Raw genomic sequence first — 13,822 nt, forward strand, 5'->3', positions numbered from 1 at the left:
GTACGCGCGGCGCGGTGCTCACAGCCCGGTCTCGTCGGTGCGGACCAGGATGCAGCCGCACTCGGGGCACGACACGACGAGGTCGTCCGGCGCGTTGCGAATGTCGTTGATGTCGGTTCCCGGGAGCAGGATGCGGCATCCCTCGCAGGTGCCGCGGGTGAGCAGCGCGGCCCCCGCACTGTTCGAGGCCCTGCGGGTGTACTCCGCGAGGAGCGGAGCGGGCACCGCCGCCGTCACGGCGTCGCGGTCACGCGCCAACTGGGCGGCGAGATCCGTCGCCGCCTGCACGTCGGCCTTCGCCTGCGCGGTGAGCGCCGTGCCCTCCGCCGTGGTCGTGGCGAGCAGCGCCTGCTGCGCGGCGACCGCGGCATCCGCATCCTCGACACGGCCCATGACGTCGAGCTCGATGTCCTCGAGGTCGCTCTGGCGCCGGGTGAGGCTGGCGATCTCGTGCTCGAGCGCCTGCGCGTCCTTGGGGTTGGTCGATGTGGCGAGACGGTCGGCATCGCGAGCACGGCGCTGCTCGACGAGCTTCACATCGGACTCCAGACGGGTGAGCTCCGTGCGCACATCGTCGCGGGTGCCGGTCAGCGCGGTCAGCTCACGCAGCTGCTCCTGGCGGATCGCGACGAGCTCGGCGATCCGAGCGGCCTGGGAGGGCTTGGTCCGCGCGCGCTCCGCCTGCGCGATGCGCCGGTCGAGATCGGCGACGTCGAGAAGGATGCGCTGGTGTTCGGGGCTCGCGTTCACGCTCTCAAATCTAGTCGCTGACGGAGCGGCTCATCACCCGATCCGACCGTCGAGGTACAGCCAGCGTCCGTCGTCGCGGACGAAACGGCTGCGCTCCCGCAACGACCCGCGCTCGTCGCCCTCTCGCCAGAACGCCTCGAACTCGACGACCCCCTCGCGGTCGAAGGGTCCGCCCGCGACACGATCGACGATCAGCAGACGACGCCAGACGAGGGCGGGATCGAGATCCAGCTCCGCCGGCCTCGTCGACGGATGCCAGCTGGCTCGGAGATACTCGGCGTCGTGCAGCGCGAACGCCGTGTACCGCGAACGCATCAGCCGCTCCGCCGTGGGGGCGGCGGCACCGCGGAGCAGGGGCCCACAGCATCCGCCGAACACGTCGCCCGATCCGCATGGGCATCGGGCGGCATCATCGGGGATGCGGGCTTCACGCGCCATGCTCTCCGCCGGGGTCATCGCTCCAGCGTACGCTGGCGGCATGACGGCACTCGCGCACTTCACCGCACACAACGGCTTCGCCCTCCCGGCCCTCGGTCTCGGCACCTACGCCCTCGACGGCGACGCCGGAGCGGAGGCCGTCGCCGGCGCGATCGGCGCGGGGTACCGCCTGATCGACTCGGCCTTCAACTACGAGAACGAAGGGTCCGTCGGCCGCGGTGTCCGCGCATCCGGCCTCGAGGCGTCGGAGCTCATCGTGACGACGAAGCTCCCCGGCAGACACCACCGCCGCGAGAAGGCACGCACCAGCATCGAGGAGAGTCGCTCGCGACTGGGCGTCGACGCCATCGATCTGCACCTCATCCACTGGCCGAACCCGCACCAGGACGAATACCTGCAGGCCTGGGAGGCGCTGGTCGAGGCGCAGCAGCGAGGCACGGTGCGCCAGATCGGCGTGTCGAACTTCCTGCCGGAGCACCTCGAGCGCATCGAGCGAGAGACCGGCGTGCGGCCGGTCGTCAATCAGATCGAGGTGCACCCGTACTTCCCCCAGGACGAGCAGCTGGCGTACCACCGCCAGCACGGGATCCTCACCGAGGCCTGGAGTCCGTTGGGACGCGCGAAGGAACTCCTGCAGGAGCGGGTCATCGGCGAGGTCGCCTCGGCGCATGGGATCTCCCCCGCGCAGACGGTGCTCGCCTGGCATGTGGCACGCGAGACGGTCGCGATCCCCAAGGCCTCGTCGCTCGCTCACCAGCAGTCGAACCTCGAGGCGGGCGCGGTGTCGCTCACCGCCGACGAGGTCGCCGCGATCACCGCTCTCGGACGCGCGGACGGCCGCCTGTTCGATGCCGACCCGGCGACCCACGAGGAGTCCTGAGCCGCACGCTCATAGACTGGCGGGCATGCCCGTCATCGCTGGGATCCGCATCACTCCGATCACGGCACGGGTGTACTTCGCCGTCCAGGCGCTGTGCGGTGCGCTGTGGTGGGTGGCCGTCGCCCTGTCCGCAGAGGTGCGCGACGCCACGCTCGGCGGCCTCCCCGCCCCGGTCATCGCGGCGTTCGACATCCCGCTCTTCGTCGGCGGCTCGGCACTGGCCGCAGCCGGCGTGCGCGGGGCGCTGTGGGTGGTCACGCCGTGGACGGCGCTCGTCGCCCTCGGGATGGCCGTCTATGCGACGGCGACCACACTCGCCGGCTGGGGCGCCCTGCTCATGGCGATCGCCGCCGGTGCCAGCGTCGCCGCGGCGATCGTCGTCCTGTGCGGGCGCGCACCGGTCGAATGGATCGTGACCGGTCCCTTCGCATTCCGCCCCGCCGACCGCGTCGGCACCCGTGGACTGCTGGCACGCACCGGTCAGCAGACTCTGGTGTTCTGGGGGACCTTCCTCATCGTCGTCCCCCTCATCGCGGCAGTGGTCGAAGCACGGTGGGGCCTGCGCATCGACGCTCCCTCTGCGGTGCACATCGCGGGCGGCGTACTGCTCGTCGTGGCGACAGCACTCGGGGTGTGGTCGGCGGTGTCGATGTCGGTCGACGGCGAGGGGACGCCGCTGCCGTCGCAGATGGCTCGACAACTGGTCATCACCGGCCCCTACCGGTACGTGCGCAACCCCATGGCCGTCGCCGGGATCGCGCAGGGAGTCGCCGTCGGGATGCTGCTGGGGTCGTGGATGGTCGTGGCATACTCGCTCGTCGGCTCGCTGCTGTGGAACACCCTCGTCCGTCCGCTCGAGGAGGCCGACCTCGAGCAGCGGTTCGGCGCCGAATTCGTCGCCTATCGCGACCGCGTCACCTGCTGGATCCCGGCCTCGCCCGTCTCCCGACAGGTCTGAGTCTCCCGACAGGTCTGAACGGGCGTCGCGCCCCTCAGAGCGCGGAGTCGACCGCCTGCCGCGCCGTGCGGTGCGTGAACTCGAACCCCGACGCCTCCAGCACCGTCGGACGCACGTCGGCATCGGAGAGCAGCAGCGAGTCGGCGGCCTCCGTGCTCAGCGCCAGCCGCAGCGCGAAGGAGGGAGCGGGCACCCAGAACGGCCTGTGCATCTTCTCGGCCAGCGCCCGGCCGATGTCGTTCGCCGAGGCCGGCGTGGGTCCGGTGAAGTTCACGGGACCTTCGAGGCCCGCGTCGATCACGTGACGGATGCCGCGGACCTCGTCGTCGAGCGAGATCCAGGGCCAGATCTGACGACCGGGACCGATCGGACCCGCGAGTCCGAACCGGGTGAGCTGGATCAGCGGCTTCAGCACCCCTCGGCGGTGGATGATCGGTGCCGTTCGCAGCAGCGACACCCTCGTGTGCTCCCCCGCCCGCCGCGCCTCCTGTTCCCAGCGGACGCAGAGCTGAGCGAGGAAGGTGTCGCCGGGAAGCGAGTCCTCGGTCAGCGTCTCACCGGGCGCGGAGCCGTAGTATCCGACCGCGGATGCCGAGACGAGCGCCGGAGCCGCGTCTCTGAGCGCGCGCACCGCCGTCGCGATCGTGCGCGTCGTCGTCAGCCGGGACTCGACGAGTTCCCGCCGGTAGCCCCGCGTCCAGGGAAGCCGACCGACGCTGGCGCCGCCGAGCGCGACCACGGCATCCGCTCCGTCGAGCACATCGGGATCGAGCTCCCGCTCGCCCGGCGCCCACTGCACCTCGGTGGACACCCGGGGCGGGCGCCGCACCAGCGTCGTCACGTCGATGCCGTCGGCTCTCAGCGACGACGCGAGCGCCGTGCCGATCAGGCCCGATGCTCCGCTGATCACGATGCGCTGCGCCATACGAGCTCCCCTGTCCGACTGCCGTCGACGACCGTCCCCGAGATTCTGTCATGCCGGTTGCGCTTCGGCGATGTCGGCGCCCCCGCGTAGGTTCCGAGCGTGCCTGATTCCGTGCCGACGTGGTGGGCGAGACGTCAGTTCTCGCGCGGACTCGACGTGCCCTACGAGAAGGGAACCTACCGCGCCGGGTGGGCCGCCTACCCGGAGCTCATCCGCCAGTACCATCCCGAGCTCAATCACGGCATCGCGCTCTCGCAGGTGCCCCTCGCCGCCGACGTGCTGCTGTGCTGGGAGTGCCGCGTCGGACACCGCTTCGCCGCGACACCCACCGAACAGCGCGAGCGGCCGGGACGGGTCCGACGCCAGTCCGCATGGTGTCCGGAGTGCTCCTCGCTCGCCCGCCCCCAGCCGGTGGTCCTCGGCGAGGCCCGCGCGATTCCCCGTCGCGCCCGCACGCCCTCGACCCTGTGCGGCAAGACACCCGACCTCCCGACCGGCGAGGCGTTCGCGAGCGTGTGCGCGCCGACGCCGGCGTCGGCATCCGAAGCGAGGCTCCGCGCAGCGCTGCATGAGCGTCTCACCTTCGCCGCCGGTTTCAACGCGGTAAAGGTGTCGCGCCCGTTCTTCCGGCACACCGAGGTGTGGCCCGACATCCTCCTGTCCGAGCTGCGAGTCGCCATCGAGTACGACACGGTCGGGCGTCACGGGCTCGAGCACGTCGGACGACGACAGGAGGCCGACGAGCGCAAGGACCGCGCGCTCCGGGCTGCGGGTTGGGAGGTCATCCGCATCCGCACGGGTGCCCTGGAGCCGATCGGACCGCACGATCTGCCGATGTCCGGCATCGGCCGGCGGGGCGTCGACCGGATCGTGGACGAGCTCCGCGAGATCCGCGGGTCACTCCTCGTCGACGCCTACCTCGTCTGAGGGAAGGAGTCGGGCCGCTCGGCGACGGCATCCCACTCCGAACGGAGGAAGCGGGCCTCACCCGCCGCGACGATCTGCGCGTTGTCGTTCGGCCCCACCTCCGGCCGCATCGTCAGCCCGTCGACCGTGAGGCTGGGGATGCTCCGTCTGATGCACTCGATGCTGCCGCGCACGAGCAGATCGGCCGTCTGCTCCGGCGTCGTCGCCGTGGCGATCACGGCATCGTCGTGCGCGATGATCACGGCCTGCCAGATCGGCGTGCGCGCCTCGGGGTCCAGCGTGTACTGCATCAGCCCCTGCGGTGCCGCCTCGACGACCACGATGATCCCGCCGACGATCGGCTGCTCGCCCCGCTCGTGTACACCCATGCCCCGGTTCCCCTGACCCGAGCGTCCCCACGCCCGTCGTGCGAACAGGCTACTGCGGAAACTGCTCTCCCGATCGCCTTACGGTCCGTCGATCCCAACCGATATACACAACGGGGAGCGAAGGAGGAGGACTGTGACCAGCACCTACATCGAGACGGGTGGGCACGTGCGCGTCTACGACGACGCCGTCCGCACGCACCTGGAGTTCCCCCTCGGCACCTACCGGGTGCACTTCACCTCGAAAGAGGGATTCAGCCTGATCAAGATCGACGACCTCACCGTCGGCACCGAGCGGGTGTACGGAGGCCGCGACAGGAAGGTCGACAAGATCTTCCGCTCCTACGCGCTCAGCGACCGCAGTCTCGGCGTGATGCTCTCGGGCGACAAGGGGATCGGCAAGACACTGTTCCTGCGCATGGTCGCCGAAGAGGCCAGAGAGCTATGTCTGCCGGTGGTCATCGTCTCGGAGGACAACGACGGCATCGTCGAGTTCCTGGAGAGCCTGGACGAGTGCCTCATCATCTTCGACGAGTTCGAGAAGACCTTCCCCGCAGGCCGTCGCGGATCCGCCGACGGCACCAACCGTCAGAATCAGTTCCTGCCCCTGTTCGACGGGCTCTCCTCGGTCAAGCGTCTCTACTGCGTCACGGTGAACGACATCGCCGACGTCAGCACCTACATCGTCAATCGCCCCGGCCGATTCCACTACCACATGCGGTTCGAGTACCCGGGCCCCGACGAGGTGCGCCAGTACCTGATCGACCAGGCGCCGCGGGCCCACCGCGACGAGATCGAGAACGTCGCGCTTTTCTCGCGACGGGCCCGGTTGAACTACGACCACCTGCGGGCGATCGCCTTCGAACTCGACCAGCCGGACACGCTCTTCGCCGAGATCGTGGAGGACCTCAACATCAAGGCGGTGGAGCCGAGCACGTACCGCATCGAGGCCAGGTTCCCCGACGGCAAGGTGTGGGCGGAGGAGGTCGAGATGAACCTCTTCGAACGCGGCGACGTCGCACGCACGTTCGAGCTCCGCAACGCGAACCGCTCGATGTTCGCGACCTTCGTGCCGCGGGACCTCCTCTTCGAGGCGGACGGCGGCATCTTCGTGCCCATCCACAAGCTCGAGCTGATCGACGACGAGGACGAGCAGCCCGAGGTGTACCCGACGACGGTGGCGCTGATCCTCGTGGGGCAGCCGGCCTACGGGTTCGGATTCTGACGGTCGTCCGACCCGGATGCCGGGCGGCGGCGACCTTCAGGCGCTGACGGCGTGCGACACCACTGCGCGGGTGAATCGCCGTCCGCCCGCGACGACCCGGTCGACGTAGGCGTCACAGGTCGATGTGGACGAGCGCGACGCGGTCTGCGCCTCGTGCCGAGATGCATCGGTGTCGGGCCGTGGCGGGTGGGCGTCGTAGCGCGGCGTATCGGCGTCATGCCGTTCGAGTGCGTCCCTGAGCATCCGCACCGCCGCCGCTCGCTGCTGCGAGACGGCAGCATGCGAGACCCCCAGCTCGTGGGCGATCTCGGTGACCGTGCGATCCTCGAAGTAGACCGCCCGCACGATCAGCCGTTTGCGCTCGGGCAGCGCGTCGACGGCGCGCCGGAGGAACTCGTCCCGCTCCGCGGCGATGACGAGCTCCTCCGGCAGGTACCCCGTCCAGACGATCTCGGGAGCGTTCGGCGCATCGAGGCTGGTGAGCATCAGCTCCGCGTCGGCGAGCCCCTCTCTGACGTCGTCCGTGGCCACGCCCATCGCCGCGGCGATCTCGCCGACCGATGGCATCCGACCCAGCGCGGCGGCGAGAGCCTGCCGCACCCTGGTGGTCTCCTTGGCGTGCGCCCGCACAGCACGCGGTGCCCAGTCCATGGCCCTCAGCTCGTCCTTCAGTGCCCAGTCGACCCGGCCGCGGGCGAAGGCTCCGAAGGGGACGCCGAGACCGGCATCGAACTTCTCCGCGGCCCGCACCAGTGCGAACGCTCCGGCCGCGGCGAGATCCTCTCGGGACACCTGCGTGAGGCGAGCGGCGATGCGGGCTGTCGCCGCACCGACGATGTGCAGGTGATCGACCACGAGCTGATTACGCGCACGCATCGTCATGGGGGTTCCGTCTCTTCCACCGTAGGGGCGAGTCCTCCCCGATGACTCACAGCACGACCACTCCCCAGAGGTCAGGACTTCGTTTCTGACTACATGCTACGTCCGCGGAGGCACGAAAAAACCCCGGAGGCCGAAACCGTCGGGGATTCTCGTTTACGTTCAGATAACGATGACTAGTCGTTCACCTTGACGCGCCGGTTCACCTCACGCGTCGCGGAGAACTTCAGGACCGTGTAGTCGTTGACCTCGGCGTCGCCCTCACCCTTCGCGAACTGCACGCGGTGCCCCTTGTGCGTCTGCGGATAGAACTTGCCGAAGTTGGTGAGCGTGACCGTGTTCCCGCGGCCCACGAGGTCGAGCAGTTCGTCGATCATCGCGTTGTAGGCGGTCTGCGCGGCCGGAACCGAGATGCCCCCGCGTCGCGCGAACCTCTGCACGAACTCCCGCTTGCTGACCCTGTTCGTCTCGAGCGTCCTTGATGTGCTCATGTCTTCATCCGTCCCATCGAATGTCGCTCGTCACCGAGCGATGTGCGCTGTACCCCTACCAGCCATCCACGGAACGCCCAGGCCCCACTCTTCTGCGCCGTCCCCTGGATCTGCCAGTACCCCAGCCTGTGCACTCAGAGCGTAGACGATGTTCCTTGGTATATGCGGTGAATTCGCAAATATTCCGCGCAAGCGCGACGGGCGGCGTCAGGGAGCGAGCAGTGCGCGCACCGGATACGCGGGGTCGTCGAGGATGATCTGGGTCGCGCGACCGGTGTCCAGATGGATGAGGACGGGCGCCTTGAGGTTGACGCGGATGCCCTCGGACGAGGGATTCGCGATCACGAAGAGCGCGACCTCGGCATCGTCGGCGGCTCCGATCAGCGCGCGGGCATCCGCGGGGATGCTCGGGGCGTACCCGTAGGAGCCGGTGCGCGGATCGAGCAGGAACAGTCGCACATCGGCGTCGGCGGCCCTGAGCGCGTAGAGCCCGCTCCCCTCTCCGATCCGGGCCAGGGTGAACGCGGTATGCGGGGCGAGCCCGGGCATCGGCGAGACGAACTCCACCGCGCTGGTCGTCTCGACGGCAGCAGCGGGGGCGGGGGTGGCGGCAGCGGTCATCGCAGGAACTCCAGCAGGTTGGTCTGCAGCGACCGGGCGGTCACCTGCAGCGCGGATTGGAAGACGAGTTCGGCCGACTGCAGTCGCACCAGCACCTCGAGGCTGTCGACGTTCTCGACCTCGGCACGGCGAGCCTCGAGGTCGATGGACGTCGACAGGTTCTGCGACGCCGCACGCTCCAACTGCACCTGCCGCGCACCCGTCGCGCCTCGGGCGGCGACGAGACCGTCGAGTCGCGCGTCGATGTCCGCGAGTCGTGGTCCGACCTCGGCCCCGCTCCGGAGCTCCGCGGCGATGTCTCCGAGCATCGCGAACACGCTGTTCGCGCCGTCCCCGAAAGCCTGCGCGCCGTCGGCGTCGACACGCACCGTCTCGTTGTCGCTGATCCGCCTGCGCACGCCGTCTCCCGGACTGCCGTTGAAGGTGAACGTCCCCGGGTCGAAGGCCGCTCCCGCATCGCTCGTCCCGGCGAAGACGCTGCGACCGAGGACGGTGGTGTTCGCCTTCGCCAGCAGCTCGGCGCTGATCGATTCGAGCTCCTGCGCGATCGACTCGCGGGCAGCCGGACTGAGCGCGCCGGAGTTCGCCCCCTGGGCGGTGAGGTCCCTGGCGCGGTTGAGCAGATCGACGCTCGCGCCGAGGGCCGTGTCCACCGTGGTGACCCACGCCATCCCGTCGCTCAGATTGCGGGAGTACTGCGCCACCCGCGATTGATCGCCGTGCACGCCGAGCGTCGTGGCGGCGGCGGCCGGGTCCTCGCTGGGAGTCCGGAAGGCGCGCTGCGAGGCGGCCTGATTCTGCAGCCGATCGCGGTCGGCGAGGTTGGTCTGCAGCGTGCGCAGCGACTGCTGCGTCATGGTGCTGCTCGTGATGCGACCGATCATGTCACTCTCCCCAGAGTCAGCGGCCGACGAGGCCGGTGCGGTTGATCAGGATGTCCAGTGCCTCGTCGACGGCTGTCAGCACACGGGCCGCCGCCTGGTAGGCCGTCTGGTAGGTCAGGAGGTTGATCGTCTCCTCGTCGCCGTCGACCGACGCGTTCGACTGCTGCGCGGTGACCGCGGCGACAGCTCCCATGTCGGCGATGTCGGCGCGCTGCAGATCACCGGCGACGCTCACGGCGAAGCCGGTGACGAAGCTCGACCACGTCGCGCTCGGTCCGGTCGTCGACGTCGCTAGAGCGCCGATGCGGTCGGCGACGGTCGTGTCCTTCGCCCCGGCACCCGGTGCCGCGAGTGCGAGGTCGGCGAGCCCGACGGGCACCACGCGCAGGCCGAGGGCCGCGGGGCCCGTCGCCGACAGCGCGAAGAAGTCGCCCCCGGGTGCGCCGGCCGACGTGACACCGGTGCGGTGGACGTCGTTGACGGCGGTCGCCAGGGCGGTCGCCGTGCGGTTGTACGCGGCGGCGACGCCTGCCAGCGTTCCCCCGTCTGCCGCGGGCGCCAGCGCACTGATCGTCCCGCCGACGAGTCCGCCGGTGACCGTCACCGGCACGCCGGGGCGGTCCGCCCACGCGATGCCCACCCGTCCGCCGTCGGCCACGTCACGAGGGCCTGAAGCCACCAGCGACCTGCTGCTGTCGCCGGAGACGAGAGCGTTCCCGTCGACGCGCAGGGTCAGAGTGCCGTCGGCCTCGACGATGCCCGTCGCTCCGACCGCCGTGGACAGCTGCTGCGCGAGCACCGTGCGCTGATCCATCAGCTCGTTCGCGTTGCGTCCGGACTGCAGAGCCTCGCGGATCTGTCCGTTCAGCGCGGCGACCTGACCGGCGACGGCGTTCACGTCGGCGATCTGGCTGTCGACCTGACCGCGCAGGTCGCGCCACTGCGAGGCGATCGTGCCGTAGCCTGCGGCGATCTGACCGATGAGCACGCCGGCATTCGTGAGCACGACCTGTGCCGCCGCGGTGTCGGGGGTGTTGGCGAGATCGGACCATCCTGCCCAGAAACGGTCGAGGTTCGCCGCGAGCCCGTCCTTGGTGGGCTCGGCGAGGACGTCCTCGGCCTGGCTCGCGGCGGTGGCTCGCGCCACCCAGAACCCGGAGGTCGCGAGGGCGTCACGCACTCTGGCGTCGAGGATGTCGTCTCCGAGCCTGGCGATGCCGGTGACGCCCACTCCCCCGCCGACGGCGAGACCCGACGGCCACAGTCCTGTCTGTCCGGGTGCCACGATCGACGTCTGGTCGACCCGCTGCCGCGTGTATCCCGGCGTGGTCTGGTTCGCGATGTTCTGACCTGTCACGGTCATCCCCGCGCGGGCGGCGCTGAGCGCCGATTGGGCGAGCCGGAGTCCTGCGAACGACGACATCGTCCTCACACCCTGGTGTCGAGCAGTCGGGCGTCGCCGTCGCGGACGACACCGCCCTGCGGGTCGTACTCGCCGGTGGGGACGCCGAGCCCGGCGATGGTCTCCTGGGTGATGCGGATCGCGGTGCGCAGACGCTGCTCGTTGACCTTCTTCATCTCGCCGATCTCGTCGGCGAGAGTGACCATGGCCGTGAGGTGTCCCGACAGGATCTCGCGCCAGGCATCGGTCGGCGCGGCATCGATCAGGTCCTGGAGCGTGGTCGCCTCGGGGACGCCCCACTCGTCGGCGACCGAGATGACCAGCGTGTCACGGGAGAGAGCGACCGTCGGCATGGCCGCGAGGACGCGCTCGATCTCGTTCGCCGCGTGGTGGATCCAGCGATTGCGTCCCGTCGCGAGCAGCATCTGCTGTTCGTCGAGCTTGAACAGCAGCACCTCCAGCAGGTCGCGCTCTCGCATCAGTTGCATGCTCAGGTCGTGAGCGGCCACGATTGGTCACCTCGTCATGTCGCGGTTTCCGCGAGGGGGAAGCCCGTCGCACGTCCGACTATCGCGACAACCGGGAGCGCCAGTAACTCCGCAGAGGGGAGCGCGTGCGGCATCCGTGGTTCGCGCTGTGCCTTGCTCGCGCTCAGCTGCCGGAGCCCGGACGTCGCAGAACGTCGAGCAGCAGCGATTCGGCCGTCTCGTCGGCCGCGGCCTGCAGCGCTTCACGATTGGCATCGCTCACGGCGACGACGATCTCGGCGCGGTTGATGCGCTTGTCCCGCGGGGCATCGATGCCGACCCTGACACCGCTCGGAGTGACCGCGAGGATGGTGATGGTGATGTCATCGCCGATCACGATGCTCTCGTTGGCGCGTCTCGTCAGTACCAGCATGCGTCGTCTGCCTTCCATGGCTGGGCACGGTCGCGCCTCTGTGCACAAATGTATCGCACTCATCTCGTAAATGAGCAGAATTCGAGATCAGAGGGTGGCAGCGGGCAACGCCGGGTTTGTCATGCGCACCACGCCGACGACATCGGTGGCGAGCCCGCCTGACGCCGCCTCGTCGTAGGAGAGCACGGGGAGGCCCCGCACCTGCGACGCGACAAGCCGTCGCACGGCGTGACGCAGCGTCGGGGCGCACACCAGCACGGGTTCGGAACCCGACGGATCGAGCTCCTCGACGGTGCGGCGCACGTTGTCGAGGACCTGCATCGTGGTCTCGGGGGTCAGCACGATCTGCGGCTGCCCCTCGACCACTCTCATGCCCTCGAGCATCTGCTGCTCGAGGATGGGCTCGAACATCACGACCCGGATGCGCCCCTCCTCGGCGAAGCGGGCGGCGATCGCCGGTCCGAGCGCCGCGCGCGCCGCGTCGATGAGCCCCGCGGTATCGGCCGAGGCCTTGCCACGAAGGGCCAGGGCCTCGTAGATCCGGGCGAGATCGTTGATCGGCACCCTCTCGGCGAGCAGTCCGGCCAGCACGCGCTGGATGGCGGCGAGCGACAGCACGGCCGGGGTGAGCTCCTCCACCGTCGCGGGGCTCGTCTGCTTGAGGTGCTCGGTCAGCTGGCGGACGTCCTCGAGCGAGAGCAGCCGATCCGCCTGCCCCTGCACGATGTCGGAGAGGTGGGTGATGATGACGCTCGCTCGGTCGATCACCGTCGCGCCGGCCATGTCGGCCGCGTGCGACATCTCGGCCGGGACCCATTTGCCCTCCAGGCCGAAGACCGGGTCGACGACCGCCGTGCCCGGCAGCTGCTCGAGCCCGGAGCCGATCGCGAGCACGTGGCCGCGGGGAACGGATCCTCGTCCGGCCTCGACGCCGGCGATGAGGATCGCGTAGGTCTGCGCCGGCAGGTCGATGTTGTCGCGGGTGCGCACCGGCGGCATCAGGATGCCGATGTCGAGGGCGAGCTTGCGCCGCAGCGACTTCACACGGGTGAGCAGATCACCCGCGCCCCCGGACGCGAGATCCACGATGTCGGGCGAGAGCGAGATCTCCAGCGCATGCACACGCATCCGATCCATCAGCTCCTCCGGACCCTCCGCGCTCGCGTCCACCGCCTCCTGCTGCAGAGCGTCGGCCTCGAGGGCGGCATCGCGATCCTCGTTCGCCTTCACGCGCGACGCCGCGAACAGCAGTACCGAGCCGATCACGAGGAACACCAGCAGCGGCATGCCGGGGATGAACCCCATGGCGATCGCGGCCAGCCCGGTGATCACCAGCGCATTGCGGGACTGCATGAGCTGGCGTCCCGCCGCCTGACCCATCTCGGTCTCGGCGTTCTCGCGGGTGACGATCATGCCGGTCGACACCGCCATGAGCAGCGCGGGGATCTGCGTGACCAGACCATCGCCGATCGTGAGGATGCTGTATGTCTCGAGCGCATCCCCCATCTCCATGCCGTGCTGCACCATGCCGATGATGATGCCGCCGACGAAGTTGATGACGACGATGACGATGCCGGCGATGGCGTCGCCCTTCACGAACTTCGACGCCCCGTCCATCGCCCCGTAGAAGTCGGCCTCCGCGGCGACCTCGGCGCGGCGCCGGCGCGCCTCGACGTCGGTGATGAGCCCCGCGTTCAGGTCGGCGTCGATCGCCATCTGCTTGCCGGGCATCGCGTCGAGCGTGAATCGCGCGCCGACCTCCGCCACGCGCTCGGCGCCCTTGGTGACCACCACGAACTGGATGACCGTGAGGATGAGGAAGATGACGGCGCCGATCACCAGGGACCCGCTGATGGTGATCTGCCCGAACGCCTGGATGACCTGACCGGCGTGCGCTTCGCTGAGCACCAGGCGGGTCGAGGCCACGTTGAGTCCGAGTCGGAAGAGGGTGGCGACCAGCAGCAGGCTGGGGAAGACCGAGAAGTCCAGCGGCTTCTTCACGAACATCGCCGTGAGCAGGATCAGCAGCGCGAACGAGATGTTCAGCACGATGAGCACGTCGAGCAGCGGCGTGGGGATCGGCACGATGAGCAGCAGGATGATGCCCACCACACCGACGGGCACGGCGCCCTTGGACAGCAGCTGACCGAACATGTGCTTCTCGTTCTCTCTCGACG

At 69.5% G+C, this 13,822-nt stretch carries 16 protein-coding genes; 4 read left to right on the plus strand and 12 right to left on the minus strand.

The features are described 5' to 3' along the window. Positions 1-18: 18 nt before the first annotated feature. Positions 19-750, minus strand: coding sequence for a zinc ribbon domain-containing protein (locus ASD43_RS12200; protein ID WP_056417872.1), 732 nt, complete (start codon positions 748-750; stop codon positions 19-21). Positions 751-783: 33 nt separating this feature from the next. Continuing rightward, positions 784-1,206: a YchJ family protein gene (locus ASD43_RS12205; protein ID WP_082539377.1), complete on the minus strand. Its 423-nt coding sequence runs from the start codon at positions 1,204-1,206 to the stop codon at positions 784-786. Between the two features lie 22 nt (positions 1,207-1,228). Here ASD43_RS12205 and ASD43_RS12210 point away from each other — a divergent pair, with 22 nt between their 5' ends. Then, on the plus strand, positions 1,229-2,068 hold the full coding sequence (locus tag ASD43_RS12210) for an aldo/keto reductase (RefSeq protein WP_056419597.1): 840 nt from the start codon (positions 1,229-1,231) through the stop codon (positions 2,066-2,068). A gap of 25 nt (positions 2,069-2,093) precedes the next feature. Next, on the plus strand, positions 2,094-3,026 hold the full coding sequence (locus ASD43_RS12215; RefSeq protein WP_056417876.1) for a methyltransferase family protein: 933 nt from the start codon (positions 2,094-2,096) through the stop codon (positions 3,024-3,026). A 34-nt stretch (positions 3,027-3,060) separates the two neighbouring features. On the opposite strand, the gene ASD43_RS12220 is transcribed toward ASD43_RS12215, so the two are convergent. Then, complete coding sequence (locus tag ASD43_RS12220) at positions 3,061-3,951, minus strand: TIGR01777 family oxidoreductase (RefSeq protein WP_056417880.1); 891 nt, start codon at positions 3,949-3,951, stop codon at positions 3,061-3,063. A gap of 99 nt (positions 3,952-4,050) precedes the next feature. Here ASD43_RS12220 and ASD43_RS12225 point away from each other — a divergent pair, with 99 nt between their 5' ends. Then, a complete protein-coding gene (locus ASD43_RS12225; RefSeq protein WP_056417884.1) occupies positions 4,051-4,878 on the plus strand; it encodes a zinc-ribbon domain-containing protein in 828 nt (275 codons plus the stop codon). On the opposite strand, the gene ASD43_RS12230 is transcribed toward ASD43_RS12225, so the two are convergent. Beyond that, positions 4,866-5,246: a hypothetical protein gene (locus ASD43_RS12230; RefSeq protein WP_056417887.1), complete on the minus strand. Its 381-nt coding sequence runs from the start codon at positions 5,244-5,246 to the stop codon at positions 4,866-4,868. The genes ASD43_RS12225 and ASD43_RS12230 overlap by 13 nt on opposite strands. Before the next feature lie 133 nt (positions 5,247-5,379). Between ASD43_RS12230 and ASD43_RS12235 the strand changes: the two genes are divergently transcribed. Continuing rightward, on the plus strand, positions 5,380-6,468 hold the full coding sequence (locus tag ASD43_RS12235) for an AAA family ATPase (protein ID WP_056417890.1): 1,089 nt from the start codon (positions 5,380-5,382) through the stop codon (positions 6,466-6,468). Between the two features lie 36 nt (positions 6,469-6,504). Here ASD43_RS12235 and ASD43_RS12240 read toward each other — a convergent pair whose 3' ends face one another. From ASD43_RS12240 to ASD43_RS12275, 8 genes are all read right to left on the minus strand, one after another. Continuing rightward, positions 6,505-7,350: a sigma-70 family RNA polymerase sigma factor gene (locus ASD43_RS12240; protein ID WP_056417893.1), complete on the minus strand. Its 846-nt coding sequence runs from the start codon at positions 7,348-7,350 to the stop codon at positions 6,505-6,507. A 173-nt stretch (positions 7,351-7,523) separates the two neighbouring features. Continuing rightward, positions 7,524-7,838, minus strand: coding sequence for an HU family DNA-binding protein (locus tag ASD43_RS12245; protein ID WP_056417896.1), 315 nt, complete (start codon positions 7,836-7,838; stop codon positions 7,524-7,526). A 207-nt stretch (positions 7,839-8,045) separates the two neighbouring features. After that, complete coding sequence (gene fliW, locus ASD43_RS12250) at positions 8,046-8,459, minus strand: flagellar assembly protein FliW (protein WP_056417899.1); 414 nt, start codon at positions 8,457-8,459, stop codon at positions 8,046-8,048. Continuing rightward, a complete protein-coding gene (flgL, locus tag ASD43_RS12255; RefSeq protein WP_082539378.1) occupies positions 8,456-9,343 on the minus strand; it encodes a flagellar hook-associated protein FlgL in 888 nt (295 codons plus the stop codon). Before flgL ends, fliW begins: the two co-directional genes overlap by 4 nt. Before the next feature lie 16 nt (positions 9,344-9,359). Beyond that, positions 9,360-10,766 (minus strand): flagellar hook-associated protein FlgK, encoded by a 1,407-nt coding sequence (gene flgK, locus ASD43_RS12260; RefSeq protein ID WP_056417904.1) that lies wholly within the window; start codon positions 10,764-10,766, stop codon positions 9,360-9,362. A 5-nt stretch (positions 10,767-10,771) separates the two neighbouring features. After that, the gene (gene flgN, locus ASD43_RS12265; protein WP_056417907.1) at positions 10,772-11,254 is read right to left on the minus strand and encodes a flagellar export chaperone FlgN; all 483 of its coding nucleotides are present in this window, start codon (positions 11,252-11,254) and stop codon (positions 10,772-10,774) included. 142 nt (positions 11,255-11,396) lie between these two features. Then, positions 11,397-11,645 (minus strand): carbon storage regulator CsrA, encoded by a 249-nt coding sequence (gene csrA, locus ASD43_RS12270; protein WP_056417911.1) that lies wholly within the window; start codon positions 11,643-11,645, stop codon positions 11,397-11,399. An 87-nt stretch (positions 11,646-11,732) separates the two neighbouring features. Continuing rightward, on the minus strand, positions 11,733-13,799 hold the full coding sequence (locus tag ASD43_RS12275) for a flagellar biosynthesis protein FlhA (protein ID WP_056417914.1): 2,067 nt from the start codon (positions 13,797-13,799) through the stop codon (positions 11,733-11,735). Positions 13,800-13,822: the final 23 nt, after the last annotated feature.

The sequence above is a fragment of the Microbacterium sp. Root553 genome, assembly GCF_001426995.1.
Classification (GTDB): domain Bacteria; phylum Actinomycetota; class Actinomycetes; order Actinomycetales; family Microbacteriaceae; genus Microbacterium.

What these genes read in the sequence shown, in the direction of transcription:
- ASD43_RS12205 (WP_082539377.1), bottom strand. Translation starts at nt 1,206, where the DNA reads ATGACCCCGGCGGAGAGCATGGCGCGTGAAGCCCGCATCCCCGATGAT.
- ASD43_RS12210 (WP_056419597.1), top strand. Translation starts at nt 1,229, where the DNA reads ATGACGGCACTCGCGCACTTCACCGCACACAACGGCTTCGCCCTCCCG.
- ASD43_RS12215 (WP_056417876.1), top strand. Translation starts at nt 2,094, where the DNA reads ATGCCCGTCATCGCTGGGATCCGCATCACTCCGATCACGGCACGGGTG.
- ASD43_RS12220 (WP_056417880.1), bottom strand. Translation starts at nt 3,951, where the DNA reads ATGGCGCAGCGCATCGTGATCAGCGGAGCATCGGGCCTGATCGGCACG.
- ASD43_RS12230 (WP_056417887.1), bottom strand. Translation starts at nt 5,246, where the DNA reads ATGGGTGTACACGAGCGGGGCGAGCAGCCGATCGTCGGCGGGATCATC.
- ASD43_RS12240 (WP_056417893.1), bottom strand. Translation starts at nt 7,350, where the DNA reads ATGACGATGCGTGCGCGTAATCAGCTCGTGGTCGATCACCTGCACATC.
- ASD43_RS12245 (WP_056417896.1), bottom strand. Translation starts at nt 7,838, where the DNA reads ATGAGCACATCAAGGACGCTCGAGACGAACAGGGTCAGCAAGCGGGAG.
- fliW (WP_056417899.1), bottom strand. Translation starts at nt 8,459, where the DNA reads ATGACCGCTGCCGCCACCCCCGCCCCCGCTGCTGCCGTCGAGACGACC.
- flgL (WP_082539378.1), bottom strand. Translation starts at nt 9,343, where the DNA reads ATGATCGGTCGCATCACGAGCAGCACCATGACGCAGCAGTCGCTGCGC.
- flgK (WP_056417904.1), bottom strand. Translation starts at nt 10,766, where the DNA reads ATGTCGTCGTTCGCAGGACTCCGGCTCGCCCAATCGGCGCTCAGCGCC.
- csrA (WP_056417911.1), bottom strand. Translation starts at nt 11,645, where the DNA reads ATGCTGGTACTGACGAGACGCGCCAACGAGAGCATCGTGATCGGCGAT.
- ASD43_RS12275 (WP_056417914.1), bottom strand. Translation starts at nt 13,799, where the DNA reads ATGTTCGGTCAGCTGCTGTCCAAGGGCGCCGTGCCCGTCGGTGTGGTG.